This window comes from Pedobacter sp. NJ-S-72 (assembly GCF_053890575.1).
The window spans coordinates 5,173,110-5,199,846 of record NZ_CM132681.1; the positions used below are offsets into that span (position 1 = coordinate 5,173,110).

Annotated in this window: 20 protein-coding genes, 5 tRNA genes and 8 pseudogenes; 24 read left to right on the plus strand and 9 right to left on the minus strand. The window is 38.3% G+C overall.

What is annotated here, in order from left to right:
* The 22 genes and pseudogenes from ACWYN3_RS34105 (at position 1) to ACWYN3_RS34210 (ending at position 17,506) form a co-directional block, all read left to right on the plus strand.
* Positions 1 to 528 (plus strand): adenine phosphoribosyltransferase, encoded by a 528-nt coding sequence (locus ACWYN3_RS34105; protein WP_456218200.1) that lies wholly within the window; start codon positions 1 to 3, stop codon positions 526 to 528.
* Between the two features lie 152 nt (positions 529 to 680).
* Positions 681 to 1,853 carry an acyl-CoA dehydrogenase family protein gene (locus ACWYN3_RS34110; RefSeq protein WP_456218201.1) on the plus strand — a complete coding sequence of 391 codons (1,173 nt, stop codon included), beginning with the start codon at positions 681 to 683 and terminating at the stop codon, positions 1,851 to 1,853.
* Positions 1,854 to 2,026: 173 nt separating this feature from the next.
* Positions 2,027 to 2,221 (plus strand): 30S ribosomal protein S21, encoded by a 195-nt coding sequence (rpsU, locus tag ACWYN3_RS34115; protein ID WP_041878250.1) that lies wholly within the window; start codon positions 2,027 to 2,029, stop codon positions 2,219 to 2,221.
* Between the two features lie 144 nt (positions 2,222 to 2,365).
* Entirely contained in the window at positions 2,366 to 2,467 is a 102-nt protein-coding gene (locus ACWYN3_RS34120; protein ID WP_456218202.1) for a site-specific integrase, read from the plus strand.
* Positions 2,457 to 3,257: a tyrosine-type recombinase/integrase gene (locus tag ACWYN3_RS34125; RefSeq protein WP_456218203.1), complete on the plus strand. Its 801-nt coding sequence runs from the start codon at positions 2,457 to 2,459 to the stop codon at positions 3,255 to 3,257. The genes ACWYN3_RS34120 and ACWYN3_RS34125 overlap by 11 nt, the downstream gene beginning before the upstream one ends.
* A 15-nt stretch (positions 3,258 to 3,272) precedes the next feature.
* The gene (locus tag ACWYN3_RS34130) at positions 3,273 to 3,449 is read left to right on the plus strand and encodes an HPF/RaiA family ribosome-associated protein (protein WP_456218204.1); all 177 of its coding nucleotides are present in this window, start codon (positions 3,273 to 3,275) and stop codon (positions 3,447 to 3,449) included.
* Positions 3,449 to 3,571 (plus strand): HPF/RaiA family ribosome-associated protein, encoded by a 123-nt coding sequence (locus ACWYN3_RS34135; RefSeq protein WP_456218205.1) that lies wholly within the window; start codon positions 3,449 to 3,451, stop codon positions 3,569 to 3,571. The genes ACWYN3_RS34130 and ACWYN3_RS34135 overlap by 1 nt, the downstream gene beginning before the upstream one ends.
* Positions 3,572 to 3,799: 228 nt before the next feature.
* Positions 3,800 to 3,872 (plus strand) — tRNA-Thr (locus ACWYN3_RS34140).
* A 43-nt stretch (positions 3,873 to 3,915) separates the two neighbouring features.
* A tRNA-Tyr gene (locus ACWYN3_RS34145) sits at positions 3,916 to 3,999 on the plus strand.
* 13 nt (positions 4,000 to 4,012) lie between these two features.
* A tRNA-Gly gene (locus ACWYN3_RS34150) sits at positions 4,013 to 4,085 on the plus strand.
* 78 nt (positions 4,086 to 4,163) lie between these two features.
* Positions 4,164 to 4,235 (plus strand) — tRNA-Thr (locus ACWYN3_RS34155).
* Positions 4,236 to 4,362: 127 nt separating this feature from the next.
* Positions 4,363 to 5,553, plus strand: a pseudogene (tuf, locus tag ACWYN3_RS34160) (elongation factor Tu).
* A gap of 123 nt (positions 5,554 to 5,676) precedes the next feature.
* A tRNA-Trp gene (locus ACWYN3_RS34165) sits at positions 5,677 to 5,747 on the plus strand.
* A 13-nt stretch (positions 5,748 to 5,760) separates the two neighbouring features.
* Positions 5,761 to 5,940, plus strand: a complete 180-nt coding sequence (secE, locus tag ACWYN3_RS34170) for a preprotein translocase subunit SecE (protein WP_456218206.1) — start codon at positions 5,761 to 5,763, stop codon at positions 5,938 to 5,940.
* 27 nt (positions 5,941 to 5,967) lie between these two features.
* Positions 5,968 to 6,512 (plus strand): annotated as a pseudogene (nusG, locus tag ACWYN3_RS34175) (transcription termination/antitermination protein NusG).
* Positions 6,513 to 6,581: 69 nt separating this feature from the next.
* Positions 6,582 to 7,025 (plus strand): 50S ribosomal protein L11, encoded by a 444-nt coding sequence (rplK, locus tag ACWYN3_RS34180; protein ID WP_037443979.1) that lies wholly within the window; start codon positions 6,582 to 6,584, stop codon positions 7,023 to 7,025.
* A gap of 23 nt (positions 7,026 to 7,048) precedes the next feature.
* A pseudogene (gene rplA / locus ACWYN3_RS34185) lies at positions 7,049 to 7,751 on the plus strand (50S ribosomal protein L1).
* A gap of 2 nt (positions 7,752 to 7,753) precedes the next feature.
* A pseudogene (gene rplJ / locus ACWYN3_RS34190) lies at positions 7,754 to 8,276 on the plus strand (50S ribosomal protein L10).
* Positions 8,277 to 8,343: 67 nt separating this feature from the next.
* Positions 8,344 to 8,718, plus strand: a complete 375-nt coding sequence (gene rplL, locus ACWYN3_RS34195; RefSeq protein ID WP_183865812.1) for a 50S ribosomal protein L7/L12 — start codon at positions 8,344 to 8,346, stop codon at positions 8,716 to 8,718.
* Positions 8,719 to 8,873: 155 nt separating this feature from the next.
* A pseudogene (gene rpoB / locus ACWYN3_RS34200) lies at positions 8,874 to 12,682 on the plus strand (DNA-directed RNA polymerase subunit beta).
* Between the two features lie 84 nt (positions 12,683 to 12,766).
* Positions 12,767 to 17,074 (plus strand): annotated as a pseudogene (gene rpoC / locus ACWYN3_RS34205) (DNA-directed RNA polymerase subunit beta').
* A gap of 118 nt (positions 17,075 to 17,192) precedes the next feature.
* A pseudogene (locus ACWYN3_RS34210) lies at positions 17,193 to 17,506 on the plus strand (DUF3467 domain-containing protein).
* 108 nt (positions 17,507 to 17,614) lie between these two features.
* Here ACWYN3_RS34210 and ACWYN3_RS34215 read toward each other — a convergent pair.
* The 8 genes and pseudogenes from ACWYN3_RS34215 to ACWYN3_RS34250 all read right to left on the minus strand — a co-directional run bounded on the left by ACWYN3_RS34215 (position 17,615) and on the right by ACWYN3_RS34250 (position 23,359).
* Positions 17,615 to 17,938, minus strand: a complete 324-nt coding sequence (locus ACWYN3_RS34215; protein ID WP_456218207.1) for a tRNA (adenosine(37)-N6)-dimethylallyltransferase — start codon at positions 17,936 to 17,938, stop codon at positions 17,615 to 17,617.
* Positions 17,939 to 17,952: 14 nt separating this feature from the next.
* A complete protein-coding gene (locus ACWYN3_RS34220) occupies positions 17,953 to 18,399 on the minus strand; it encodes a tRNA (adenosine(37)-N6)-dimethylallyltransferase (protein ID WP_456218208.1) in 447 nt (148 codons plus the stop codon).
* Positions 18,400 to 18,541: 142 nt separating this feature from the next.
* Complete coding sequence (locus ACWYN3_RS34225) at positions 18,542 to 19,195, minus strand: IS1096 element passenger TnpR family protein (RefSeq protein WP_456218209.1); 654 nt, start codon at positions 19,193 to 19,195, stop codon at positions 18,542 to 18,544.
* Between the two features lie 133 nt (positions 19,196 to 19,328).
* A pseudogene (locus ACWYN3_RS34230) lies at positions 19,329 to 20,755 on the minus strand (CCA tRNA nucleotidyltransferase).
* A gap of 57 nt (positions 20,756 to 20,812) precedes the next feature.
* Positions 20,813 to 21,379, minus strand: coding sequence for an L-threonylcarbamoyladenylate synthase (locus ACWYN3_RS34235; RefSeq protein ID WP_456218210.1), 567 nt, complete (start codon positions 21,377 to 21,379; stop codon positions 20,813 to 20,815).
* A gap of 40 nt (positions 21,380 to 21,419) precedes the next feature.
* The gene (locus ACWYN3_RS34240) at positions 21,420 to 21,944 is read right to left on the minus strand and encodes a glycosyltransferase family 4 protein (RefSeq protein WP_456223252.1); all 525 of its coding nucleotides are present in this window, start codon (positions 21,942 to 21,944) and stop codon (positions 21,420 to 21,422) included.
* Complete coding sequence (locus ACWYN3_RS34245) at positions 21,938 to 22,354, minus strand: glycosyltransferase (protein WP_456218211.1); 417 nt, start codon at positions 22,352 to 22,354, stop codon at positions 21,938 to 21,940. Before ACWYN3_RS34245 ends, ACWYN3_RS34240 begins: the two co-directional genes overlap by 7 nt.
* Before the next feature lie 186 nt (positions 22,355 to 22,540).
* Positions 22,541 to 23,359 (minus strand): 2,3,4,5-tetrahydropyridine-2,6-dicarboxylate N-succinyltransferase, encoded by an 819-nt coding sequence (locus ACWYN3_RS34250; protein WP_456218212.1) that lies wholly within the window; start codon positions 23,357 to 23,359, stop codon positions 22,541 to 22,543.
* Positions 23,360 to 23,471: 112 nt separating this feature from the next.
* On the opposite strand from ACWYN3_RS34250, the gene ACWYN3_RS34255 reads away from it, so the two are divergent.
* Positions 23,472 to 23,846 (plus strand): RNA-binding S4 domain-containing protein, encoded by a 375-nt coding sequence (locus ACWYN3_RS34255; protein ID WP_456218213.1) that lies wholly within the window; start codon positions 23,472 to 23,474, stop codon positions 23,844 to 23,846.
* A 121-nt stretch (positions 23,847 to 23,967) separates the two neighbouring features.
* On the opposite strand, the gene ACWYN3_RS34260 is transcribed toward ACWYN3_RS34255, so the two are convergent.
* A complete protein-coding gene (locus ACWYN3_RS34260) occupies positions 23,968 to 24,450 on the minus strand; it encodes an OmpH family outer membrane protein (protein WP_456218214.1) in 483 nt (160 codons plus the stop codon).
* Between the two features lie 295 nt (positions 24,451 to 24,745).
* On the opposite strand from ACWYN3_RS34260, the gene gyrB reads away from it, so the two are divergent.
* Entirely contained in the window at positions 24,746 to 26,704 is a 1,959-nt protein-coding gene (gyrB, locus tag ACWYN3_RS34265) for a DNA topoisomerase (ATP-hydrolyzing) subunit B (RefSeq protein WP_456218215.1), read from the plus strand.
* The last annotated feature ends 33 nt before the right edge of the window (positions 26,705 to 26,737 follow it).

Genomic DNA, 26,737 nt, shown 5'->3' on the forward strand with positions numbered 1-26,737 from the left:
ATGATTGAAACAAAAATTAAACAGGTTGTACGTGATGTAAACGATTTTCCAAAAGCTGGTATCGTTTTTAAAGACATTACTCCGATTTTAAAAGATGCAGTTTTGTGCGGTGAAATTACTACGGCACTTGCGATGCAGCTTTCAGCAGTTAAGATCGATGTGGTAGCCGGAATTGAAAGCAGAGGTTTTCTGTTTGGAATGGCTTTGGCTAATTTACTGAATGTTCCGTTTGTACCTATCCGCAAAGCAGGTAAGTTACCTTATAAAACTATACAGCAGTCTTATGATCTGGAATATGGAAGTGCTACGCTGGAAATGCATGAAGATGCAATTTTACCAGGACAGCATGTATTGATCCATGATGATTTACTGGCAACCGGGGGTACTGTTGTTGCAGCTTCTAAACTGATTGAAAAACTGGATGCTGTTGTTGCGGGTTACTCTTTTATCATTGCACTTGACTTTTTAAATGGAAAAGATAGGCTGAAAGCCTTTTCTGCTAACAATTTCGCTTTAGCTTCTTACTAATATTTGAAATAAAATTCCTGTCGTTTTAGCGGGTCTATGCTTGCGCCATACTGTAAAATGAACTAAATACTATTTCGTTCTGTTACCGGGCAAATATTCAACTGCTGGTTTGGGCTTAGATTATCTATACTTGCCTTATTCAAATATAAAACATGCAAGATACGTTGGCACAAAATACAGGTTTCAATTTTAGTACTTCAGAAAATCAATTGATGATCAGAAGTATGGTTAAAGATTTCGCGGAAAAAAATATCCGTCCACATGTAATGGAATGGGATGAAGCACAGACTTTCCCTGTTGAGGTTTTTAAGAAATTGGGTGAGCTGGGAATGATGGGTGTATTAGTCCCTGAAATTTATGGCGGTTCGGGATTCGGTTATCAGGAGTATGTTGATGTAATTGTAGAAGTCGCTAAAGTTTGCGGTTCTATTGGTTTATCTCTTGCTGCTCATAATTCTTTATGTACAGGGCATATTCTTGCTTTTGGAACGGAAGAACAAAAACATAAATGGCTGCCTAAACTGGCAACGGCCGAGTGGATTGGTGCATGGGGATTAACTGAAGCAAATACAGGATCTGATGCATTGAGAATGATGACTACTGCTACTTTAGATGGCGATCATTATGTGTTAAACGGTGCGAAAAACTGGATTACTCATGGTAAATCGGGTGATATCGCTGTTGTTATGGTGCGTACAGGTGAAAAGGGAGATTCTAAAGGTATTTCAGCTATTGTGGTTGAACGTGGGACTCCGGGCTTTTCAGCTGGTAAGAAAGAAAATAAGTTGGGGATGCGTGCATCTGAGACTACAGAAATGATATTTGACAATTGCCGTGTACCGGTAGCTAATTTACTGGGTAATGTAGGTGAAGGCTTTAAGCAGGCAATGATAGTGCTGGATGGTGGAAGAATTTCTATTGCCGCATTGTCATTGGGTATTGCAAAAGGTGCTTATGAAGCTGCACTGGCTTATGCTCAGGAGAGACATCAGTTTGGCCAGCCGATTTCAAGTTTCCAGGCGATCAGCTTTAAGCTGGCTGACATGGCTACTGAAATTGAAGCGGCTGAATTATTAATCAGACAATCTGCTGATTTAAAGAACCGCGGACAGAAAATGACTAAAGAGTCAGCAATGGCTAAATATTTTGCCTCAGAGGTTGCTGTAAGAGCGGCTACTGAAGCGGTACAGATCTTTGGTGGTTATGGGTATACAAAAGACTTCCCTGTAGAGAAGTTTTACCGTGACAGCAAGTTATGTACAATAGGTGAGGGGACTTCTGAAATCCAGAAGATCGTAATTGCCAGAGAGATATTAAATAAATAATAACAGCCTAAACCTAAAACAGCTGTTATCTTACAATAAGACATATTCTAACCAAATATATTTTACCAATCCAGTGTACGAAAGTATACTGGATTTTTTTTATGCTTGTTTTATAAGGTTTTATGTTCTACCTTTGCAATCCTTAAAACAACGAGAGGAGGTATTTTAACGTTATGATCATAATTAATATTAAAGACGGCGAATCACTTGATAAAGCCCTTAAACGTTTCAAAAAGAAATTTGAAAAAACTGGTGTATTGAGAGAACTACGTAGCCGTCAGGCATACGAGAAAAAATCTGTAGCTCGTCGTACATTAGTTAAGCACGCGATTTATAAAGAAAATATGCACTTAGAAGGAAAAATCTAATTTTTCACCTTTAAGTTTCTAAATATTTTAAAGCGCCGTCGGATTTTTCCGATGGCGCTTTCTTTTTATGTACAAATTCCGTACATTCACTCTCAGAGTTCGTTTAATCTTAAACCGGCTCTTACAGGATAACAATTGTAATCAATGTCAGTAGAATCCTACCTAAACTATCTTCAACACGAGAAGCGCTATTCTCCGCATACTGTAACGGCTTACGGCTTATCGGACGGACCTGGTGCAGTTTGATGAATATATCGAACAAACTTATGAGATGAAGTCTGAAGAGGCTAAATATGTACATATAAGGGATTATATCGTTCATATGATGGAGGATGAGGTTGGAGCCAATTCTATTGGAAGAAAATTATCCAGTCTGCGCGGGTTCTATAAATATCTTTATCGCCAGAAAATTATCCTCACAAGTCCGATGACTATGATCAAAGCTCCAAAAACACCTGAGCGGTTACCGGTGTTTATAGATGAAGAGAAGCTGGATCGTCTGCTGGACTCAGGAGAGTTCTTTGACGAGACTTTTCCTTCGGTGCGTGATAAAATGGTCATTGAAATGCTTTTTGGTACAGGGATGCGTTTAGCTGAGCTTTTAGGTTTGAAAGAAGCAGACGTTGACTTTTATCAGGAATCTGTAAAGGTTTTGGGTAAAAGAAAAAAAGAAAGAATTATTCCGGTGACCAAACAACTTATTAATCAGCTTAAAGAGTATATTGGTTTAAAATCGTTACAGAAATTTAATAACAAAACGGATGATTTGTTCGTTACTAATAAAGGAACTGCAGTATACCCGGTCTTTATCTATAAGATTGTAAAAAGTTATTTGACGTATATATCCACACAGGATAAAAAAAGTCCCCATGTACTGCGTCATTCGTATGCAACAAGCCTGCTGAACAGGGGGGCAGATTTAAATGCAATTAAAGAATTACTTGGGCATGCCAGTTTAGCGGCCACCCAGGTGTACACGCACAATTCCATAGAAAGATTAAAATCAATATATAAACAGGCCCATCCAAAGGCATAAAAAAAGGAGGACAACATGAAAATTACAGTTCAATCAATCCATTTCAATGCAGATCACAAATTATTAGACTTTATTCAAAAGAAAGTTGATAAGCTGGAACAATTCCACGACCAGATCATAAGTGGTGAAGTTTATTTAAAATTAGAGAACGTAGACGATGAGGCTAACAAAATAAGTGAAATAAAAAACTGATGGTTCCTGGCGGAATTTTGTTCGCAAAGGAACAATGCAAGTCTTTCGAAGAAGCGACAGATTTGTCAATTGAGTCGTTAAAAAAGCAAATAACAAAACATAAAGAAAAAAAAATAGAATAAAAGTTTCTGAGCTAAAGGCGGTATTAAATGCCGATGAAGTATCTGATTATTAGGGATCTATTTTTAGGAATTTTAAATATAAAACCAGCAGAATACAGTCTGCTGGTTTTTTTTTCAAAATAGTTTTGCAACTACAAAATATTCTTGTAGATTTGCATTCCAATTCGGAACAGGGGTTAACCCATAAAGAGTTGGTTTGTTCTGTGAATGTTTAATAAATAATAATAAGCCTCCTTAGCTCAGCTGGTAGAGCAACTGACTTGTAATCAGTAGGTCATTGGTTCGATCCCGATAGGAGGCTCTTTTAAACCTGCATCTTAATGGTGTGACGGTTTAGGAGGAATGGGGGGATACCAGAGTGCCAAAAATGGGACAGACTGTAACTCTGTTGTCGCGAGACTTCGAAGGTTCGAATCCTTCTCCCCCCACTTTATAATAAAAGCGAAAGTAGCTCAGTTGGTAGAGCGATAGCCTTCCAAGCTATAGGTCGCGAGTTCGAACCTCGTCTTTCGCTCTTGATTCAAAGAGCAGTCGGCATAATGGTCACAGTTTAAATGCCGGACCGGTATTGAAGATTGTGAAGAGAATAAAAGCCGACGTAGCTCAGCGGTAGAGCACTTCCTTGGTAAGGAAGAGGTCATGGGTTCAAGTCCCATCGTTGGCTCAGGAATAAAGATAAAAAAGCTTTGTTAAATCTGTTTTTATAGACAGAATCAACAAGGTTTTTTGTATTGAATTGTATCAAAACAATAATTAAAAATAAAAGTTAACCTACTAATAAGTATAAAAACATGGCAAAAGAAAAGTTTGACCGCAGCAAGCCGCACTTAAACATCGGCACTATCGGTCACGTTGACCACGGAAAACAACCTTAACAGCAGCTATCACTAAAGTGTTATCTGATGCTGGTTTATCTGAGGCGCGTTCATTTGATTCGATTGACTCTGCTCCAGAGGAAAAAGAAAGAGGTATCACTATTAACACTGCACACGTTGAGTATTCAACTGCTAACCGTCACTATGCTCACGTTGACTGTCCAGGTCACGCGGATTACGTGAAAAACATGGTTACAGGTGCGGCGCAAATGGATGGTGCTATTATCGTTGTAGCGGCTACAGATGGTCCTATGCCACAAACTCGTGAGCACATTCTATTGGCTCGCCAGGTAGGTGTACCTTCATTGGTGGTTTTCATGAACAAAGTGGATATGGTTGACGATCCTGAATTACTAGAATTAGTAGAGATGGAAGTTCGTGAATTATTATCTTTCTATGATTTCCCAGGTGATGATATCCCAGTTATTCAAGGTTCTGCTTTAGGTGGATTGAATGGCGATGAGAAATGGGTTGGTAAAATCATGGATTATAATGGATGATGCTGTAGATAGCTACATTCCAATTCCTCCACGTTTGACTGAACTTCCTTTCTTAATGCCTGTTGAAGATGTATTCTCGATCACTGGTCGTGGTACTGTTGCAACTGGTCGTATTGAGCGTGGTGTAATCAACTCTGGAGATCCGGTTGAGATCTTAGGTATGGGTGCAGAAAATCTTAAATCAACTGTAACAGGTGTTGAGATGTTCCGTAAGATCCTTGATTATGGTGAAGCAGGAGATAACGTAGGTTTATTATTACGTGGTATTGAGAAAACTGATATCCGTCGTGGTATGGTTATCTGTAAACCAGGTTCTGTAACTCCTCACACTGATTTCAAAGCTGAGATCTATGTATTATCAAAAGCAGAAGGTGGACGTCACACTCCATTCTTTAACAAATACCGTCCACAATTCTATTTCCGTACCACAGACGTTACTGGAGAGATCACTCTTCAAGAAGGAACTGAAATGGTTATGCCAGGTGATAACGTTACAATCAATGTTAAATTGATCAACGCAATCGCAATGGAAAAAGGACTTCGTTTCGCTATCCGTGAAGGTGGTAGAACAGTAGGTGCTGGTCAGGTAACTGAAATTGTAAAATAATTACTTAACCGTCCTTCGGGTCGCTAAGCAATTAAATAATAATACAAAGTACTCGGACGTTAAACTCTGAGTACTTTGTTCTAAAAAATGTTTGTATTGGCCTTCAGGGGTTGATTCTTATACACGGGAATAGTTCAACGGTAGAATAGAGGTCTCCAAAACCTTTGATCAGGGTTCGAATCCTTGTTCCCGTGCAAAAACTTAGATATGGCTAGCATAGTTCAATTTATTAAAGAATCGTATGAGGAAATGACCCAGAAGGTTACCTGGCCTACATGGGGAGAACTGCAAAGTTCTGCAGTGCTGGTTTTGGTAGCTTCGTTTATTATTGCAGTGGTTATCTTTGCAATGGATAAAGGATCTACTTTTGTGTTAGATACTTTTTAAAAATCACTTTCTAATTAATAGAACTAAATGAACGATCAGCTAAAATGGTATGTAGTTAGGGCGGTAAGCGGAAAAGAGAAGAAGGTAAAACAATACATCGATTCAGAGATCAGTCGTTTAGGTTTTTCTCATCTTGTTCCGCAGGTATTAATCCCTATGGAAAAATACTACCAGATGAAAGAAGGAAAGAAGATTGCAAAAGAACGCAACTTTTATCCTGGTTATGTTTTGATTGAAGCAACTTTGGACGGTGAGTTAGAACACATTATTAAAAATGTGAACAGCGTTATCGGTTTCTTAGGGGATAAAGGTGGAAACCCGGTTCCTATGCGCCAGGCAGAAGTTAACCGTATCCTGGGTAAAGTAGATGAAATGAGTCAGCAGGGTGAGACTATGAATGTAGCTTACTACGTTGGCGAGAACGTCAAAGTTATGGACGGTCCTTTCAATGGCTTTACTGGTGTGATTGAAGAGGTTAACGAAGAGAAGAAAAAACTAAAAAAGTAATGGTTAAGATTTTCGGAAGAAAAACTCCTCTGGAGCTTAACTATATGCAAGTAGAAAAAGAATAGAATAAAGATCTTAAATGTTACATGCTTCCAACATTTTAACATTGAGTATTACAATTAACAAATCAGAAAATGGCAAAAGAAGTCAGTGCGCTTGTTAAATTACAAATCAAAGGAGGAGCTGCAAATCCATCACCACCAGTAGGACCTGCATTAGGTGCTAAAGGTGTTAATATCATGGAATTTTGCAAGCAGTTTAATGCTCGTACCCAAGATAAGCCTGGTAAAGTATTACCTGTTGTAATTACTGTTTATGCTGACAAGTCTTTCGAATTTATCATCAAAACCCCGCCGGTTGCTATCCAGTTAAAGGATGCTACTAAATTAGCGAGTGGTTCTGCTGAGCCCAACCGTAAGAAAGTTGGTTCGGTGACTTGGGATCAGGTTAAGTCAATTGCTGAAGATAAAATGACTGATTTAAATGCATTCACTATCGAGTCGGCAATGAGTATGGTTGCCGGTACAGCACGCAGTATGGGAATCACCGTTAGCGGCGATGCACCCTGGACAAATTAATTAACAAAAAACAGTTTACAACAGTGGCTAAATTAACAAAAAATCAAAAAAAGGCACATGCTAAACTAGAATCTGGTAAAACGTATTCTTTACAGGATGCGGCTGCTTTGGTAAAAGAAATCACTACTACTAAATTTGATGCTTCGGTTGATATCGACATCGCTTTAGGAGTTGATCCGCGTAAAGCGAATCAAATGGTACGTGGTATCGCTACTTTACCACACGGTACAGGTAAAACTGTACGTGTATTAGTTCTTTGTAATCCTGATAAGGAAGACGAAGCTAAAGCAGCAGGTGCAGATTTCGTAGGTTTAGACGAATATGTTGCCAAGATTGAAGGTGGATGGACTGATGTTGACATTATTATCACTACTCCTGCTTGTATGGCTAAAGTAGGTAAACTGGGCCGCGTTTTAGGTAGGTCCACGTAACCTTATGCCAAACCCAAAATCAGGTACTGTAACTAACGAAGTTGGTAAAGCAGTAACTGATGTAAAAGGCGGTAAGATTGATTTTAAAGTTGACAAAAGTGGTATCATTCATGCTTCGGTAGGAAAAGTATCATTCCCAGCAGAAAAAATATATGAAAATGCATTAGAAGTTCTTCAAGTAATTTCTAAGCTTAAACCATCTGCTGCTAAAGGAACTTATTTTAAGAGCATTCATGTTTCTTCTACAATGAGTCCTGGAATCGCAATCGAAACAAAATCAGTAGCAGGGATCTAATTATGAACAGAGAAGAAAAACACGAAGTAGTTTCGGCTCTTCAAGAGAAGATGCAGGACTTTGGCAATTTTTTATATTGCTGATACATCAAGCTTATCTGTTGAGAAAATTAACAACATCCGTCGCAAATGTTTCGAAAGCGGTATTGAAATGCAGGTTGCTAAAAATACTTTAATCAGAAAAGCGATTGAAGGATTGGAAGGCGATAACTCAAGTATTTTTGAGGCATTAAAAGGCCAGTCAGCAATATTATTCTCAAGAACAGGTAATGGTCCGGCTAAGCTGATCAAAGCCTTGAGAAAAGGTTCTGACAAACCACTATTGAAAGCTGCGTTTATTGACACAGCAATCTATGTTGGAGATAATCATTTAGATTCATTAGTAAGCTTGAAATCAAGAGAAGAGCTTATTGGAGACATCATTGGCTTGCTACAATCGCCAGCTAAAAATGTTATTTCAGCACTTAAATCTAGTGGTGGTAAAATCGCAGGAATTGTTAAAACTCTTCAGGAAAGAGAAGGTTAAGGAACACCTTATAAGTTTCATATTATTATAAATTATTTTTCACGTCAAATTTTAAAAACTCTATAAAATGGCAGATTTAAAAGCGTTTGCTGAGCAATTAGTAAACTTAACAGTAAAAGAAGTTAACGAATTAGCTCAAATCCTTAAAGACGAGTATGGTATCGAACCAGCTGCTGCTGCAGTTGCTGTTGCAGGTCCTGCTGGTGATGCTGCTCCTGCAGCTGAAGAAAAATCTACTTTCGACGTTATCTTGAAAGAAGCTGGTGGTTCTAAATTAGCAGTTGTTAAGTTGGTAAAAGACTTAACTGGATTAGGTTTGAAAGAAGCTAAAGACTTAGTTGACGGTGCACCAAAAGAATTAAAAGCTGGTGTTTCTAAAGACGAAGCTGAAGCTTTGAAAAAACAATTAGAAGAAGCTGGAGCTGTAGTTGAGATTAAGTAATCACTTATTTTTTTAATATAACTTTAAACATAGACTCCGACTGTACAGTCGGAGTCTATACCTGTTTATATACATTTCATCTAAGTTTGGTTGGTGAGATGTTCACGGCAAACCAAACAAATAGTTTATTCTTAAACTAAATTAACTTTAGTACCTTGGCAAATAAAGTCGACCAAAGAGTAAATTTTGCACGTAGTAAGCACATCATAGATTACCCGGATTTTCTAGATGTACAGTTGCAATCATTCAGAGAATTTTTTCAGATAGAAACTACTTCAGACAACCGTCACACAGAGGGCTTGTTTAAAGTGTTTGCTGAAAACTTTCCAATCACTGATTCCAGAAATATTTTCGTTTTGGAATTCCTTGATTATTTTATTGACCCGCCTCGCTATGATATACCTGAGTGTATTGATCGTGGGTTAACTTATAGTGTTCCCTTAAAGGCAAAGTTGAAATTGTCTTGTAATGATGCGGAGCACGAAGATTTTGAAACTATCATTCAGGATGTATATCTGGGTACTATTCCATATATGACCCCTAAGGGTACATTCGTAATCAACGGTGCAGAGCGTGTAATTGTTTCTCAGTTACACAGGTCTCCAGGTGTGTTCTTCGGCCAGAGCCGTCACACAAATGGAACCAAGCTTTATTCTGCGCGTGTGATTCCTTTCAAAGGATCCTGGATCGAGTTTGCTACTGACGTAAATAACGTCATGTATGCTTATATCGACCGTAAGAAAAAGTTCCCGGTTACCACATTATTACGTGCTATTGGTTACGATTCTGATAAAGACATCCTTGAATTGTTTGACCTGGCTGATGAGGTTAAGGTTAGCAAATCTGGTTTGAAAAAATATATCGGACGTAAGCTTGCTGCGAGAGTTTTAAGAAAATGGGTTGAAGATTTTGTAGACGAAGATACTGGTGAAGTAGTTTCGATAGATCGTAACGAAGTGATCTTAGACAGGGATACTGTTTTAGAAGACGAGCATATTGATATGATCATTGATGCTGGCGTTAAAACTATTATCTTATCTAAAGATGATGGTGCTAGTCAGGCTGATTATACTATTATATATAATACATTACAGAAAGATACTTCAAACTCTGAAAAAGAGGCGGTTGAAAACATCTATCGTGCTTTGCGTAACGCAGAACCACCTGATGAGGAAACTGCAAGAGGTATCATTGAGCGTTTATTCTTCTCGGACAAACGTTATGACTTAGGAGATGTTGGTCGTCGTTACCGCATCAATCGTAAGTTGAAAATGGATACTCCTGATCATGTTAAAGTATTAACAAAAGCAGATATTATAGCAATTGTTAAATACCTGATCAAATTAATCAACTCCAAAGAAGAGGTCGATGATATTGACCACTTGTCAAACCGTCGTGTACGTACAGTAGGTGAGCAGTTATATGCTCAGTTTGGTGTAGGTCTGGCGCGTATGGCTCGTACAATTCGTGAGCGGATGAACATTCGTGATAATGAGGTTTTCACACCAACAGATTTAATTAATGCCCGTACTTTATCGTCGGTTATTAACTCATTCTTTGGTACAAACCAGTTGTCACAGTTTATGGACCAGACAAATCCTCTTGCAGAGATTACGCACAAGCGTCGTCTTTCAGCATTAGGCCCAGGTGGTCTTTCCCGTGAAAGAGCTGGTTTCGAGGTGCGTGACGTTCACTATACCCACTACGGTAGGTTGTGTACGATTGAAACACCCAGAGGGACCAAACATTGGTTTGATTTCATCTCTTTGTGTACATGCGAAGATCAATACATTAGGATTTATAGAAACTCCATACAAAATCGTAAGAGACGGTGTGGTTGCTGTAGATGAAGATGTAATTTATCTTTCTGCTGAAGATGAAGATGGTAAAACTATCGCACAGGCAAACGCTGCTTATGATGATAAAGGTAATTTCACCACTACCCGTGTTAAAGCACGTTATGAGGGTGACTTCCCGATTATTGAGCCTGAGAAATTAGACTTAATGGATGTGGCACCTAATCAGATTACTTCGATTGCTGCTTCATTGATTCCTTTCCTTGAGCATGATGATGCGAACAGGGCCCTGATGGGTTCCAACATGCAACGTCAGGCCGTACCATTATTACGTCCTGAGGCTCCGATTGTTGGTACTGGTCTGGAAGGTCGTGTTGCACGTGACTCTAGAACATTGATCAATGCTGAAGGTGATGGTGTTGTTGAATATGTTGATGCAAATGAAATCACTATCAAATATGTAAGAAACGATGCAGATCGTTTAGTATCATTTGAAGGTGATAGCAAAACTTATAGATTAATTAAATTCAAGAAAACCAATCAGAATACTTGTATCAACTTAAAACCAATTGTTAAAAAAGGTCAGAAAGTTGTTAAAGGACAAGTACTTTGTGAGGGTTATGCAACTGAAAACGGTGAACTTGCTTTAGGCAGGAACCTTAAAGTAGCGTTCATGCCTTGGCAGGGATACAACTTTGAGGATGCGATTGTAATCAGTGAACGTATTGTTCGTGAAGACATTTTCACTTCATTGCATATTGAAGAGTTTGAATTAGAAGTGCGTGATACGAAACGTGGAGAAGAGGAATTAACACCAGATATCCCTAACGTTTCTGAAGAAGCTACTAAAGATTTAGATGAAAACGGTATCATTCGTATCGGTGCTGAAGTAAAAGAAGGCGATATCCTTATTGGTAAAATTACACCAAAAGGTGGAGTCTGATCCTTCACCGGAAGAGAAATTATTACGCGCTATCTTTGGAGATAAAGCAGGTGATGTGAAAGATGCATCATTGAAAACTCCTCCTTCGATCAGAGGTGTTGTAATTGATACTAAATTATTCTCAAGAGCTAAGAAAACTACTAAAGCTGAAGAAAAAGCAGCAATAGAGAAATTGGATAAGAGATATAATCTGGCTACAACCAATCTTAAAAATGAGTTGGTTGACAAATTGTTCCAGATTGTAAATGGTAAAACTTCTCAGGGTATTTTCAACGTTTACAAGGAATTATTATTCCCTAAAGGTGCTAAGTTCACTCAAAAAAGTTTAGCTGATTTAGAATTCGCTCACATTAATCCATACAAATGGACTACTGATGACGATAAAAATGATCAGATCAAAATTTTGATTCATAACTATGGTATCCGTGTAAACGAAGAACTGGGTGCATATAAACGTGATAAATTCGCCATCAGTGTTGGTGATGAATTGCCATCAGGTATTGTGCAAATGGCTAAAGTTTATGTTGCTAAAAAACGTAAACTAAAAGTAGGGGATAAGATGGCTGGTCGTCACGGTAATAAGGGTATTGTTGCCCGTATCGTTCGTGATGAAGATATGCCGTTCCTTGATGATGGAACTCCTGTTGATATCGTGTTGAACCCACTGGGTGTACCTTCACGTATGAACCTTGGACAGATCTACGAAACTGTATTGGCATGGGCCGGTAAAGAATTGGGTGTGAAATTTGCAACTCCGATCTTTGATGGTGCTAAGCATGATGAAGTTGAAGCGTGGATCGCTAAAGCTGGTGTTCCTGCTTCAGGAAGAACCTATTTACATAATGGTTTAACAGGTGAGCGTTTCGACCAGCCGACTACAGTAGGTATTATCTACATGCTGAAATTAGGTCACATGGTTGATGATAAAATGCACGCCCGTTCAATCGGACCATATTCATTAATTACACAACAACCATTGGGTGGTAAAGCTCATTTCGGGGGTCAGCGTTTTGGTGAGATGGAGGTTTGGGCATTAGAAGCATTTGGTGCGGCTAATATTCTACAAGAGATCCTGACTGTGAAGTCTGATGATGTAATCGGTAGAGCCAAAACTTATGAAGCAATTGTAAAAGGCGAAAACCTGCCGACTCCAGGTGTACCGGAATCATTCAATGTACTGGTACATGAGCTGCGCGGATTAGGTTTAGATATTACGTTAGACTAATGTTGAATTTTTTAATGTCGGAATGGGATCTGTTAGAGGAACCCATTCTGACTTTTTAAATTTTCAAATTCAAACAACAGAGCTATGTCTTACAAAAAGGATAATAAATTAAAAAGCAATTTCACCTCGATTACCATTAGTTTGGCATCGCCGGAGGCTATTTTAGAGCGCTCTAGTGGTGAGGTGTTAAAACCTGAGACTATTAATTATCGTACTTACAAACCTGAACGTGATGGTTTGTTTTGCGAGCGTATTTTTGGTCCCGGTAAAAGATTATTACGAATGTCACTGTGGTAAATACAAACGTATCCGTTATAAAGGTATTGTTTGTGACCGTTGTGGTGTTGAGGTAACGGAGAAAAAAGTACGTAGAGAGCGTATGGGACACATTAACCTGGTAGTTCCTGTTGCGCATATCTGGTATTTCCGTTCATTGCCAAACAAAATTGGTTACTTATTAGGCCTTCCTACCAAAAGATTAGATTTGATCATTTACTACGAGCGTTATGTAGTTATTCAATCTGGTTTAATGGAAGAACAAGGTATCCAGTATATGGATTTCCTTACTGAGGAAGAGTACCTTGATATTCTTGATAAATTACCTAAAGAAAACCAATACTTAGACGATAAAGACCCTAATAAATTCATCGCCAAAATGGGTGCTGAAGCATTAGAAGATTTATTGAAACGTATTGACTTAGATACTTTATCTTATAACTTACGTCACCAGGCTGCAAACGAGACTTCTCAACAACGTAAAAACGAAGCAGCATTAAACGTTTACAGGTTGTTGAAGCTTTCCGTGGTGCAAGAACACGTATTGAAAATAATCCAGAATGGATGATTATCAAAATTGTTCCTGTTATTCCACCGGAATTACGTCCGTTAGTACCTCTTGAAGGTGGTCGTTTCGCTACTTCAGATTTAAATGATCTGTACCGTCGTGTGATTATCCGTAACAACCGTTTAAAACGTTTGATCGAGATTAAAGCACCAGAGGTTATTTTACGTAACGAGAAACGTATGTTACAGGAAGCTGTAGATTCGTTATTCGATAACTCACGTAAAGTAAATGCGGTTAAAACTGAAGGTAACCGTGCTTTGAAATCTCTTTCAGATATCCTGAAAGGTAAACAAGGTCGTTTCCGTCAGAATTTATTAGGTAAACGTGTGGATTATTCTGCTCGTTCGGTAATTGTTGTAGGTCCAAACCTTAAATTACACGAATGTGGTTTACCTAAAGATATGGCTGCTGAGCTATTCAAACCGTTTATATTCGCAAGATGATTGAACGCGGAATCGTGAAGACAGTTAAATCTGCAAAGAAAATTGTGGATAGAAAAGACCCGTTAGTTTGGGATATTCTTGAAAACGTTTTAAAAGGACACCCTGTATTACTGAATCGTGCGCCTACACTGCACAGATTGGGTATCCAGTCTTTCCAGCCTAAATTGGTGGAAGGAAAAGCAATCCAGTTGCACCCGTTAGTGTGTACTGCATTCAACGCCGATTTTGACGGTGACCAGATGGCTGTGCATTTACCTTTAGGTCATGCTGCTATTTTGGAAGCCCAGGTATTGATGTTAGCTGCTCACAACATTCTGAACCCTGCAAACGGTACTCCGATTACTGTACCTTCTCAGGATATGGTTTTGGGTCTTTATTACATTACTAAAGGCCGCAGAACTGACGAAAACCGTGTTGTTAACGGACAGGATTTCTCATTCTATTCTCCGGAAGAAGTTATCATTGCTTACAATGAGAAACGTATCGATCTTCACGCATTTATCAAAGTAAAGGTAAATGTTAAAGATTCTGACGGAAATATCGTTAATAAATTAACTGAAACTACTGTTGGTCGTGTACTGTTTAATCAAATGGTTCCGGCAGAAGTAGGATATATCAATGAATTGCTGACTAAAAAATCACTGAGAGATATTATCGGTGATGTAGTTAAGGTTACTGGTATGGCTCGTGCATCAAGATTCCTTGATGATATTAAAGAGTTAGGTTTCCAAATGGCATTCAGAGGTGGACTATCGTTTAACTTACAGGATGTTAACATCCCTGCAGAGAAACAAGTTCTTTTAGAACAAGCATCTGCTGAAGTTGAAGAGGTAAGGAATAACTATAACATGGGATTCATTACCAACAACGAGCGTTACAATCAGATTATCGATATCTGGACTCGTATCAACAACCGTTTAACATCATTCGTGATGACTCAGTTATCCAGCGATAACCAAGGATTTAACTCGGTATATATGATGCTTGACTCTGGAGCACGTGGATCTAAAGAGCAGATTCGTCAGCTTTGCGGAATGCGTGGTCTGATGGCAAAACCTCAGAAATCAGGTTCAGGTGGTGAAATTATTGAGAATCCGATTCTTTCGAACTTTAAAGAAGGACTATCAGTATTAGAATACTTTATCTCTACCCACGGTGCGCGTAAAGGTTTGGCGGATACAGCGTTAAAAACTGCAGATGCTGGTTACCTGACCCGTCGTTTACATGACGTTGCTCAGGATATGATCGTGAACGCTGCTGATTGTGGTACTTTAAGAGGTATGTACACTACTGCATTAAAAGATAACGAAGATATCGTTGAACCATTATATGACAGAATTTTAGGTCGTATTTCACTTCATGATGTATTTAATCCTCTGGATGGTGCATTATTAGTAGGTGCTGGTCAGGATATTGACGAGGATATCGCTAAAGCAATCGAAGAATCTCCTTTAGAAGGCGTGGAAATACGTTCAGTATTGACATGTGAAAATAAAAGAGGTGTTTGTGCGCTTTGTTACGGACGTAACCTTGCAACTGGTAAACGTGTTCAACGTGGAGAAGCTGTCGGTGTAATTGCTGCACAGTCTATCGGTGAGCCGGGTACACAGTTAACATTACGTACGTTCCACGTGGGTGGTACCGCATCAAACATTGCTGCTGAATCTCAGATCAATGCGAAGTTTGATGGTATCATAGAATTCGAAAACGTTCGTACTGTAGCAAATGATACAGGTGAGCAAGGTGTGAAACAAATTGTTTTAGGCCGTTCAGGTGAATTCAAGATCGTAGAAAAAGGTACTGGTAAAGTTATCATGACTAATAACATCCCTTACGGTTCATTCTTATATGTTGAAGAAGGAGCTGAAATTTCAAAAGGTGATAAGATTTGTTCATGGGATCCATATAACGCGGTTATTATCTCGGAGTTTGCCGGTAAAATCGAATTTGATGCAATTATTGAAGGTGTTACCTTCCGTGAAGAGACAGATGAGCAAAGCAAACTGGTCACCGTGAGAAAGTAATTATCGATACACGTGATAAAACTAAAAATCCATCAGTAAGAGTAGTAGATAAAAAAGGTGAATTAATCAGACAGTATAACATTCCTGTTGGAGCTCACGTTTCTATCGATGATGGAGAAGCAGTTAAAACTGGTCAGATCTTAGTTAAAATCCCTCGTGCTACAGGAAAAACAAGAGATATTACGGGTGGTTTACCACGTGTAACTGAATTGTTCGAAGCACGTAATCCTTCTAACCCGGCTGTAGTAACCGAGATTGATGGTGTTGTAACTTTAGGTGGTGTGAAACGTGGTAATCGTGAGATGACTATCGAATCAAAGGATGGTGAGATCAAGAAATATCTGGTACCATTATCTAAACACATCCTGGTTCAGGATAATGACTTCGTGAAAGCTGGTATGCCATTATCAGACGGATCGATTTCTCCTGCGGATATTTTAGCAATTAAAGGTCCTGCTGCTGTACAGAATACTTAGTAAATGGTATCCAGGAGGTTTACCGTTTACAAGGTGTAAAAATCAATGATAAACACTTTGAGGTTATTGTACACCAGATGATGCAGAAAGTTCATATTGAAGATCCAGGTGATACTACATTCTTAGAAAATAATTCTGTAGATCGTTGGGACTTTATGATTGAAAACGATGATATCTATGACAAGAAAGTTGTTATTGATGCTGGTGATTCAAATACTGTAAAACCAGGTCAGATTCTTTCTCTACGTAAATTAAGAGACGAAAATTCTCAGTTAAAACGTAAAGATTTGAAACAGATCGAAGTTCGTGATGCAAGATCAGCAACTGCTAGTTCTGTATTACAAGGTATTACACGTGCGTCATTAGGTACGAAATCATTCATCTCTGCAGCTTCCTTCCAGGAAACTACAAAAGTATTGAACGAAGCTGCGATTGCAGGTAAACGTGATAACATGCTTGGATTGAAAGAAAACGTAATCGTTGGTCACTTGATTCCTTCAGGTACAGGTACTGGTGTTCGTGGATACGAACGTATTATCGTTGGTTCTCAGGAAGAGTATGATAAATTATTAGCTTCGAAACAAGAAGAAGAAATTGAAGCATAATTTAAATAGTTAATTTTTTTTTAATCCCCCCTCGATCTTTTCAGGGGGGATTTTTTTTGCCTTAAAATAAATCAGTTAAGGCTACCAGCCTAATCATTTAAAAAAGTAGTTTTGTGTTATGGAAAACGAAAACAACGAGAATCAGATTAATATTGAACTTTCTGAAGAAGTAGCAGAAGGTATATTTTCAAACCTTGCAATCATTACCCATTCCAATACTGAGTTTGTACTGGATTTTATCAGAGTAATGCCAGGAGTACCAAAGGCGAAGGTGAAATCAAGGATTATCCTTACCCCGGAGCACGCTAAAAGATTAATGATAGCAATGCAGGATAATATAGAAAAGTTTGAAGCAATTAATGGCAGAATCAAAACTCAGGAAGAACCATCAGATTCCCAATGAATTTTGGAGGCCCAACTGCACAGGCTTAGACTTTTAATACAGCTATCTTTCCAAAGAAAACCATATAAATTTTGTCCGGAGCCGGATGCGATTTATATGGTTGATTCTAAATAGTTGATGCTAAAGGTCAGCTGTGATCAGGGAACCTTATGAATTGAATGTTCAAGGAAATTAATGACGTCACCAGATTGATCAGGGGTGAACCAATGAATTTGGTCATCTCTTCTGAACCATGTTAACTGTCGTTTTGCAAAGCGGCGGGTATTTTGCTTGATCTTTTCAACAGCAACATCATAGGTAATTGTACCATCCAGATAGTCAAAAAGCTCCGCATATCCTACGGTTTTCAGTGCATTGAGTTCTCTGTAATCCTCCAGTGATTTTACTTCTTCTAAAAGGCCTTCCTGCAGCATCAGGTCTACTCTATGGTTAATCCGCTGATAAAGCAGGGGTCTTTCCATATTCAAACCGATTTTTATAATATCAAAGGCTTTTTTTTTTTGCTGTTTGTTAAAAATGAAGAAACCTTTTTTCCAGTAGACAGGAAAAATTCCAGTCCGCGGATAAGACGTTGTGTATTTGCCTGGTCTACTTTAGCATAATATTCAGGATCTACAGCCTCAAGCTGTGCTTTGATTGGCTCCAGACCTTCTGTCTCAAATAAATTATTCAGCTGATTCCTGATTTCCATATCAGTATCAGGCAATTCATCAAGCCCTCTGGTTATAGCATCCAGATATAAACCAGAACCTCCAACCATAATAGCCAGATCGTGTCTGGTGAATATTTCATCTAAAACCTCAAGGGCTTGTTTCTCGAAGTCTCCGGTACTAAAGAAAGTATTGATAGAGTGGGAATCAATAAAATGATGCTTAGCTGCTGCAAGTTCATCTGTATGAGGTTTCGCTGTCCCGATTGACATCTCTTTGAAAAACTGTCTTGAATCAGCAGAGATGATTTCTGTTGTAAAATGTTGAGAGCCAGCGTAATAGCCAAAGCAGTTTTACCTATCGCCGTTGGCCCAGCAATTACAATTAATGTTTTATTTTTTGCCATTATATGGCTTAATAATCTTCTTTGCTATCGTATTCATCTTCATGATAATCCTCATCTTCAGAGAAATCGTCCGAATCTGATTCCTCATCGTCAGCATCTACGCTTTTTTCTGATGATGTAGTAATACCTCTGCCATCCATAGCTTCAATTTCTTCTGTATCTTCAGGGACAAAATCCATTTCATTAAGGAAATCGAAGTCATTTGAAATCGGATTATTCGTTACTACTTCTGTAGGGATATTATTTGCATCAAAAATCTTTGGCGCTTCACCAATGCTTTTAAAAAGAACAGGATATTCAATATTAGGATCTGCCTGCAAAATAATCTTGATCAGTTCCACATGAAATTCATAAGGACGGTCAAAATTGTATATATAATAGAATTTCTGATGTGGATCTTCAATAAAGGCACTAAGTTTTGCCTTTTCCATTAAAGCTACGCCACGGTCAGTTTTCTTCTGAGTTGGAAGATAGGCGATTTCATCCCCTTTGATCCAGTGATCAGAACTCACATAAAATGAAGAAGATTTTTCGGCATTGTAACCTGTTGTACGGTGTAATGCTTTATGTAAATCTTCAAAAGTTTGTGTTGATTTGATGTCGATCTCTCTGATTACTTCATCGTAATCGTCAAAACTAAGTCTGAATCTGTAAATTGCCATTTTGAGCTTTATTTCTAATAGTATAAAATTATAAAATAAAATATGTTTTTCATTTGAATATATTTTATTTTACGAGATATGACCACACTATGAGCTGTAATTCTGTGAATTACGTCTATAGTGGTAACATTATTTATTTAGGTTGTTCTGTAACGGGTGTCAGTCCAAACTCTTTTCCCTTACGCAGCATAAATGCTAACGCTTCATCGGGTGAGTTTGTTATTTCGCCTTCCAGAATTGCTTCACGGATTGCATTTTTTATCATGCCCACTCTTTACCGGCAGCAAGGCCAAATACTTCCATGATGTCATTTCCTGAAACAGGAGGTTGCCAGTTTCTTATTTTGTCACGTTCTTCAACATCTTTCAGCTTTTGTTTAACCAGCTCAAAGTTATTACGGTACTTTTTGACTTTATATTCGTTTTTTTGTGGTCACATCTGCATTGCAGAGTAACATCAGACTTTCAATATCTTCACCGGCATCAAACAATACACGTCTTACAGCAGAATCAGTAACAACTTCTTGTGCCAGAACGATAGGGCGTAAGTGCAGCTGAACAAGCTTTTGAACAAATTTCATTTTCTCGTTCATCGGAAGCTTCAGCTGTGCAAAGATCTGAGGAACCATTCTTGCCCCTTTATCCTCATGTCCATGAAAAGTCCAGCCATGATTTTCTTCAAAACGTTTAGTTGGCGGTTTAGCAATATCATGCAGAATCGCTGCCCAGCGCAGCCAAAGATCTTCTGTAACTTCACAGATATTATCCAGTACCTGCAGGGTATGATAAAAATTGTCTTTATGTCCTTTTCCATTGATGATCTCTACCCCAAATAAATTAGCCATTTGCGGGAATATGATATGGAGCAGGCCGGTATCGAAAAGATATTTGAAACCTATAGAAGGAACAGGAGAGAGGATAATTTTATTCAGTTCATCCGTAATTCTTTCTTTGGAAACAATGCTGATTCTTTCTTTCTGTTTTGCAATAGCAGCTAATGCCTGATCATCAATATTGAAATTCAATTGAGTCGCAAAGCGGATAGCCCGCATCATACGCAAAGGATCATCTGAAAAAGTGATCTCAGCATCCAGTGGAGTACGGATTAATTTATTGTTCAGGTCTTCTACACCGTTGAACGGGTCAACTAATTGACCAAAATTCTCTTTATTTAATGAAATTGCCAAAGCGTTGATGGTGAAATCTCTTCTGAGCTGATCATCTTTTATAGTCCCGTTTTCTACAATAGGTTTACGGGAATCAGCGCGATAGATTCTTTTCTTGCCCCAACAAATTCAACTTCAAGGTCGCGGTATTTTAACATAGCCGTACCGAAATTCTTAAAAACAGCAACTTTGCTCTTTAAATGTTTTCCGGCAAGCTCAGCAAATTCAATTCCATTTCCTAAAACGACTACATCAATATCTTTTGATGGTCTTTTCAGAAAAATATCCCGTACGTATCCACCAATCACATAGGCCTCGATATGACTTTCATCGGCAATGCCAGCCAGCACCTTAAAAACAGGATGTTCTAGATTTTTTTTTTCAAAATTATATATTGTTTTGAGCTTATAAGCTCAACGTTGATTTCAATGAGATTACAAAAATAGCAAAACTTACTTTCTAATGAAGGAAAATTGACCAGATGGACTTAATTTCATAATGGTCGATGATTTTTTAACCTCTTTAAGTTCCTGTTCCCAGTCTACGACATAGTCAACAGCACTTTTAATCTCTTCATCAATTTCGTCAAAAAAAGCCGGTGTTGGCTGTCCGGACAGGTTTGCTGATGTAGAGACAATTGGCTTTCTGAAACGTTGTAATAGTTGTTGAACAAAATCATGTCTGATCACCCTTATGCCCACACTTCCATCTTCATTGATCACATTTTTAGCCAGATTTTTTGCTCCTGAAAAGATTATGGTTAATGGATGTTCAGCATATTCAATCAGGTCGTAAGCTACCTCAGGCACTTCGTTGATATAACTTTGTATTTTCGAATCATTATCCACCAGGATAATAAAACTCTTATCAGATGAGCGGCCTTTGATTGCATTGATTTTTTCGACTGCTGCTTCATTCGTAGCATCACAACCTATACCCCAGACTGTGTCAGTAGGATAGAGGATTATGCCCCCATTTTTCAAGACCGTTAAGGCCTTGTCAATTTCCGTTTTTAGCATGGTGTAAATTTATTAAATAATCTTGTTATTTCAGCTTTTCTTAGCCCTGGGAGATCATGTTCCTGTAAGAATCCATCAGTTGACGGGCTAAAGTTGAGGTGTTGAATTTCTGCGCATAGGTTAATCCTTCTTCTTTCATCCGGGTAGCAAGATCCTGATCAGCTAAAACAGAGTTCACGGCTTTTGCCAGCTCGGTAAAATCAGTAGGGTTTACGTATAGACTATGAGGGCCGCCAGCTTCTTCCAGACAGGAACCTGTTGCAGAAACAACCGGGATTTTCCCATAAAGCGCTTCAATGACGGGGATACCAAATCCTTCGTAAAACGATGGATAAACAAATATTGTGGCCAGCTGATAGATAGAAGGGAGGTCTGTGAATGGAATGTCTTTCAGAAAAATCACCCTGTCTTCCAGACCCAGGTGCTGAATTTCATCAATTACCTTTTGTGTATAAGGTTGCTTTTTACCGACGACAACCAATTTAAATTCTGGATTGATTGCAGGTAATGCCTTTACCAGTGTCAGTAAATTCTTTCTGGGTTCAATAGTTCCTACATTCAGGATGTACTTTTCAGGGAGATTATACTTTTACGTATAGTATTTTTAAATTCCTGTGGAATCAGCTGCTTGAACGAATCATCACAGGTTTGATAAAGTACTTCTATTTTCGAAGGATCAATTTGATAATATTCAATAATATCATTTTTTGTCTGCTCGCTGATTGCGATAATATGATCTGCATGTTTGCATGCATATTTACTTTTGAAGTTGTAAATAGTACGGTCTATGAATTTGTAGTACTGCGGATAACGCAGGAAAATAAGATCGTGTATCGTGACAACAGTTTGAATAGAAGAAGGCATCCCAATCGGGATTTCATTACTCAAACCATGATAAATGGCAATATTGTCTTTCTTTAATTGCTTTTTGATCCCAAAACTTCTCCACAAAAGTGAAGAATTCCGGGGCAGCATAAGGTGGATATTTTCCTTTTTGAAAAAAGAAGAAATCTGCCCGTGGTTTTTGACTTTCGGGCTATAAACAAAGTATTGGTTTTGAGGGAAAAATTCTGATAACTGTAAAAAACAAGAGAGACCTGCTGTAATTACCTAAACCAGTTAGGTTATTGGCAGCCCTTTTTCCATCAAAACCAATATTCATTAAACTGCTACGTTATTTTCTCTTAATGCATCATTAAGTGAAGTCTTTTTATCTGTAGATTCTTTACGTTTTCCAATGATCAGTGCACATGGAACCTGGTAGTCACCTGCAGGGAATTTTTTAGTATAACTTCCCGGGATCACTACTGATCTTGCAGGTACGATACCTTTATATTCAACAGGAGTACTTCCTGTAACATCAATAATTTTAGTAGAAGCTGTTAATACAACGTTTGCACCTAAAACGGCTTCACGTTCTACACGTACACCTTCAACAACAATAGCTCTTGAACCGATGAAACAGTTGTCTTCAATGATAACCGGAGCAGCTTGAATTGGCTCTAAAACGCCACCAATACCAACACCACCACTTAAGTGTACATGTTTTCCGATTTGTGCACATGAACCAACAGTAGCCCAGGTATCAACCATTGTACCTTCATCAATATAAGCACCGATGTTCACGTAAGATGGCATTAAAATCACACCTTTAGATAAGTATGATCCATAACGTGCACTTGCACCAGGAACAACTCTTACACCAAGCTCTTTATAATTGGTCTTTAATTTCATTTTATCATGAAATACAAAAGGACCAACTTCAATTTCTTTCATTTCTCTGATAGGGAAATAAAGAATTACTGCTTTCTTAATCCACTCATTGATTCCCCATGAATTCAGGATGGGTTCAGCAACACGGATTTCTCCTTTATCAAGTTGCATTACAACAGTCTCGATCGCTTCACAATATTCAGTATATTCTAATAAAGTTCTGTCTTCCCAAGCAGCCTCTATTAACTTTTTCAACTCTTTAATCATTATCAATTTTATTTTTTCACAAAATAAATCAATTTTATGTATTGAGCGATCTTTTACTTATGTATTTTTGATTTTTTATGGCAGAGCAGGAAAAATTAAGGATAGAGAAAACTTGTGGGCAATAAGATTGTTTAAAACAAGAACTTTAGCAACTGAAGCGTGTAAAGCTGGCCGCGTTAAATTTAACGGTCAGAATGTGAAAGCTTCTGTAGTTGTAAAACCCGGTGATGTTTACCAGGTATCAAAAGGAATCGAGAAAAAGATCATTGAGGTGGTCGAACTTTTGTATACCAGGGTAGAATCCAAGATTGCGGTTACAAAATATAAAGACATTACACCGCTGGAGGAAACCCAGGGATATAAAACCATGTACCATTCTCCTGTGTTAATACGGGACAGGGGCGCGGGCAGGCCAACTAAAAGAGACCGGAGAGAGATCGATGATTTAACAGGCAGTCTGTTCGATGAAGATAAAAAAGATGAATAAACAAAAAGGCCCCGGAATCAATCCGGGGCCTTTTTCATGAGCTGTAACAGCTTATTTCTTGTCAGCTTTATAACCGTCGTTAAGACCAGTAATTACTTCACTTGTAACATCTAAAGAAGGATCAGCGCGAAAAAATTGCGCTGTTACCTTTCTGGTAAGTCAATACCATTTTGTAACCTTTACCCTTAGCATAGATTTTCAGGTAATCAGCAATTTTGTTGTACAATTTCTCTTGTTCAGTACCTTGCTCATTTTGCAATGCTGCACCAGCATTTTGCTGATAAGCTTGTAATTCTTGTTGTTTACGTGCTAATCTCTGCTCAGTAGTAGCTCTCTGGTCAGCAGGTAAAGTGTTTTGAGTTTGCTGATATTGAGCAACCTCACGTTGAAAAGCTTGTTGTTTAGCAGCAAGATCAGTTTGAGCAGCTTTAGATTTAGCGTCTAATTTAGTCTTAAGATCTTTGAAGTACTGGTACTTAGTTAATAAAGAATCTGAATTTACATAAACGATAGGCTCGTTAGCTTTAACTGGAGTTGCAGCAACGTCAGTTTTTACCGCAGTATCAGTCGCAGCTTTGTTGTCTTTATTCTGGCATGAAGCCATTACTGAAACTAATGCTACAGCGGTAAACAGTGTGTGTGCTTAGTTTGAAGGATGTTCTGTTCATTTATGCGCTTATTTTTTTTTTGTTTTTTTTAATTCTTTTTCAGCTTTACTACTCTTTTATGGTTTAAACTGAAGGAGTAAATTTTAGCAAATATAAAATTTCCAATTTAGTATCCTAAATAACTTGTTTTTTTTGGGTCATTAATGTACTTTTTTGATCAAATAGTTATCCACATTTGCCTTTAATTGGCCATAATTGGTTATTTTTGAATCTTATTTTTTATTAACATTTATGAGCGAAGAAAAAGATTCAAAGTCAAATTATTCGGCAGATAATATACAGGTATTAGAAGGTTTAGAAGCGGTGCGTAAGCGCCCTTCAATGTATATAGGTGATACGGGTGTTAAAGGATTGCACCATTTGGTTTATGAAGTTGTAGATAACTCTATTGATGAGGCTTTAGCCGGACATGCCAATACAATTACAGTAAATATCCTTAAAGATAATTCTATCAGAGTTGAGGATAACGGTCGTGGTATTCCGACAGGGATTATGCAAAAAGAACAAAAATCGGCACTTGAGGTTGTAATGACCGTATTGCATGCCGGTGGTAAGTTCGATAAAGACACTTATAAAGTTTCCGGAGGATTGCACGGTGTAGGGGTAAGTTGTGTAAACGCACTATCTATACATTTGAAAGCAGAAGTACACCGTGAAGGTAAAATCTGGGCACAGGAGTATCGTGAAGGTAAACCACAGTACGATGTGAAGATTGTTGGAGAAACTGAAAAAAGAGGTACTGTAATTACTTTCACTCCGGATGACAAGATCTTTACCCAGACTACAGAATATCGTTACGATACACTGGCTTCACGTTTAAGAGAGTTATCTTTCTTGAATAAAGGAATCAGCCTGACGCTTACTGACGAACGTGAACTAGATGATCAGGGAAATCCCCTGACTGAGCTTTTTCTTTCTGAAGGTGGTTTAAAAGAATTTGTTCAGTTTTTAGATGGAGGTCGTCCTTCATTGATCGCTGAGCCTATTTATGTAGAGGGGATTAAAAATGGTATCCCTGTAGAGCTTGCTTTGCAGTACAATGACAGCTATGCTGAAAATGTACACTCTTATGTAAATAATATCAATACACATGAAGGTGGTACGCACATTGCCGGTTTCAGAAGAGGTTTAACCCGTACTTTGAAAGCTTATGCTGATAAATCAGGTTTACTTAAAAACGTGAAATTCGAAATTACAGGTGATGACTTTCGTGAAGGTCTTACTGCAGTAATTTCAGTAAAAGTACAAGAGCCGCAATTTGAAGGGCAAACCAAAACCAAATTAGGTAATACTGAGGTTATGGGTGCTGTAGATATTGCTGTTGGTGAAGCATTAGGTATCTACCTGGAAGAATATCCAAAAGAAGCCAGAATGATTGTCAACAAGGTTATCCTTGCAGCAACTGCACGTGCAGCAGCACGTAAAGCGCGTGAGATGGTTCAGCGTAAAAGTGTAATGGGCGGATCTGGATTACCAGGTAAGTTAGCCGATTGTTCTGATAGCGATCCGGAAAAATGCGAATTATACCTTGTCGAGGGAGATTCGGCGGGTGGAACTGCAAAACAGGGACGTGACCGTAATTTCCAGGCTATTCTTCCATTAAAAGGTAAAATCCTGAACGTGGAAAAAGCAATGGAGCATAAAATCTACGAAAACGACGAGATCAAGAATATGTTTACTGCCCTTGGGGTAAGTATTGGTACTCCTGAAGATGACAAAGCATTGAACATTACCAAGCTTCGTTACCATAAGATCGTGATTATGACGGATGCGGATATTGACGGATCACACATTACTACACTGATCCTGACATTTTTCTTCAGATATATGAAAGCATTAATTGAAGCGGGTTACGTTTATATTGCAGCGCCACCACTTTACCTTGTTAAAAAAGGAAAAGAGCAGGAATATTGCTGGAATGATCAGCAACGTGATGCAGCAGTACAACGCTTAAAAGGACAAGGTAAAGAAGAAAGTGTTCACATTCAACGTTACAAAGGTTTGGGTGAGATGAACGCAGAACAACTTTGGGATACTACATTGAATCCAGCCAACCGTACTTTAATGCAGGCTACAATTGAAAACGCTGCTGAGTGTGACCATACTTTCTCTATGTTAATGGGAGATGAAGTAGCACCTAGAAGAGAGTTCATCGAAAGAAATGCTAAATACGCGAAGATTGACGCTTAAGTTTTCAATCTTTTAATCATAAAAAAAGGAGGT

Excerpts from the sequence above, each read along its gene's own strand:
- ACWYN3_RS34105 (WP_456218200.1), top strand. The coding sequence starts at position 1 with ATGATTGAAACAAAAATTAAACAGGTTGTACGTGATGTAAACGATTTT.
- ACWYN3_RS34110 (WP_456218201.1), top strand. The coding sequence starts at position 681 with ATGCAAGATACGTTGGCACAAAATACAGGTTTCAATTTTAGTACTTCA.
- rpsU (WP_041878250.1), top strand. The coding sequence starts at position 2,027 with ATGATCATAATTAATATTAAAGACGGCGAATCACTTGATAAAGCCCTT.
- ACWYN3_RS34120 (WP_456218202.1), top strand. The coding sequence starts at position 2,366 with ATGTCAGTAGAATCCTACCTAAACTATCTTCAACACGAGAAGCGCTAT.
- ACWYN3_RS34130 (WP_456218204.1), top strand. The coding sequence starts at position 3,273 with ATGAAAATTACAGTTCAATCAATCCATTTCAATGCAGATCACAAATTA.
- ACWYN3_RS34135 (WP_456218205.1), top strand. The coding sequence starts at position 3,449 with ATGGTTCCTGGCGGAATTTTGTTCGCAAAGGAACAATGCAAGTCTTTC.
- secE (WP_456218206.1), top strand. The coding sequence starts at position 5,761 with ATGGCTAGCATAGTTCAATTTATTAAAGAATCGTATGAGGAAATGACC.
- rplK (WP_037443979.1), top strand. The coding sequence starts at position 6,582 with ATGGCAAAAGAAGTCAGTGCGCTTGTTAAATTACAAATCAAAGGAGGA.
- rplL (WP_183865812.1), top strand. The coding sequence starts at position 8,344 with ATGGCAGATTTAAAAGCGTTTGCTGAGCAATTAGTAAACTTAACAGTA.
- ACWYN3_RS34215 (WP_456218207.1), bottom strand. The coding sequence starts at position 17,938 with ATGGAAAGACCCCTGCTTTATCAGCGGATTAACCATAGAGTAGACCTG.
- ACWYN3_RS34220 (WP_456218208.1), bottom strand. The coding sequence starts at position 18,399 with ATGTCAATCGGGACAGCGAAACCTCATACAGATGAACTTGCAGCAGCT.
- ACWYN3_RS34225 (WP_456218209.1), bottom strand. The coding sequence starts at position 19,195 with ATGGCAATTTACAGATTCAGACTTAGTTTTGACGATTACGATGAAGTA.
- ACWYN3_RS34235 (WP_456218210.1), bottom strand. The coding sequence starts at position 21,379 with ATGCTAAAAACGGAAATTGACAAGGCCTTAACGGTCTTGAAAAATGGG.
- ACWYN3_RS34245 (WP_456218211.1), bottom strand. The coding sequence starts at position 22,354 with ATGCTGCCCCGGAATTCTTCACTTTTGTGGAGAAGTTTTGGGATCAAA.
- ACWYN3_RS34250 (WP_456218212.1), bottom strand. The coding sequence starts at position 23,359 with ATGATTAAAGAGTTGAAAAAGTTAATAGAGGCTGCTTGGGAAGACAGA.
- ACWYN3_RS34260 (WP_456218214.1), bottom strand. The coding sequence starts at position 24,450 with ATGGCTTCATGCCAGAATAAAGACAACAAAGCTGCGACTGATACTGCG.
- gyrB (WP_456218215.1), top strand. The coding sequence starts at position 24,746 with ATGAGCGAAGAAAAAGATTCAAAGTCAAATTATTCGGCAGATAATATA.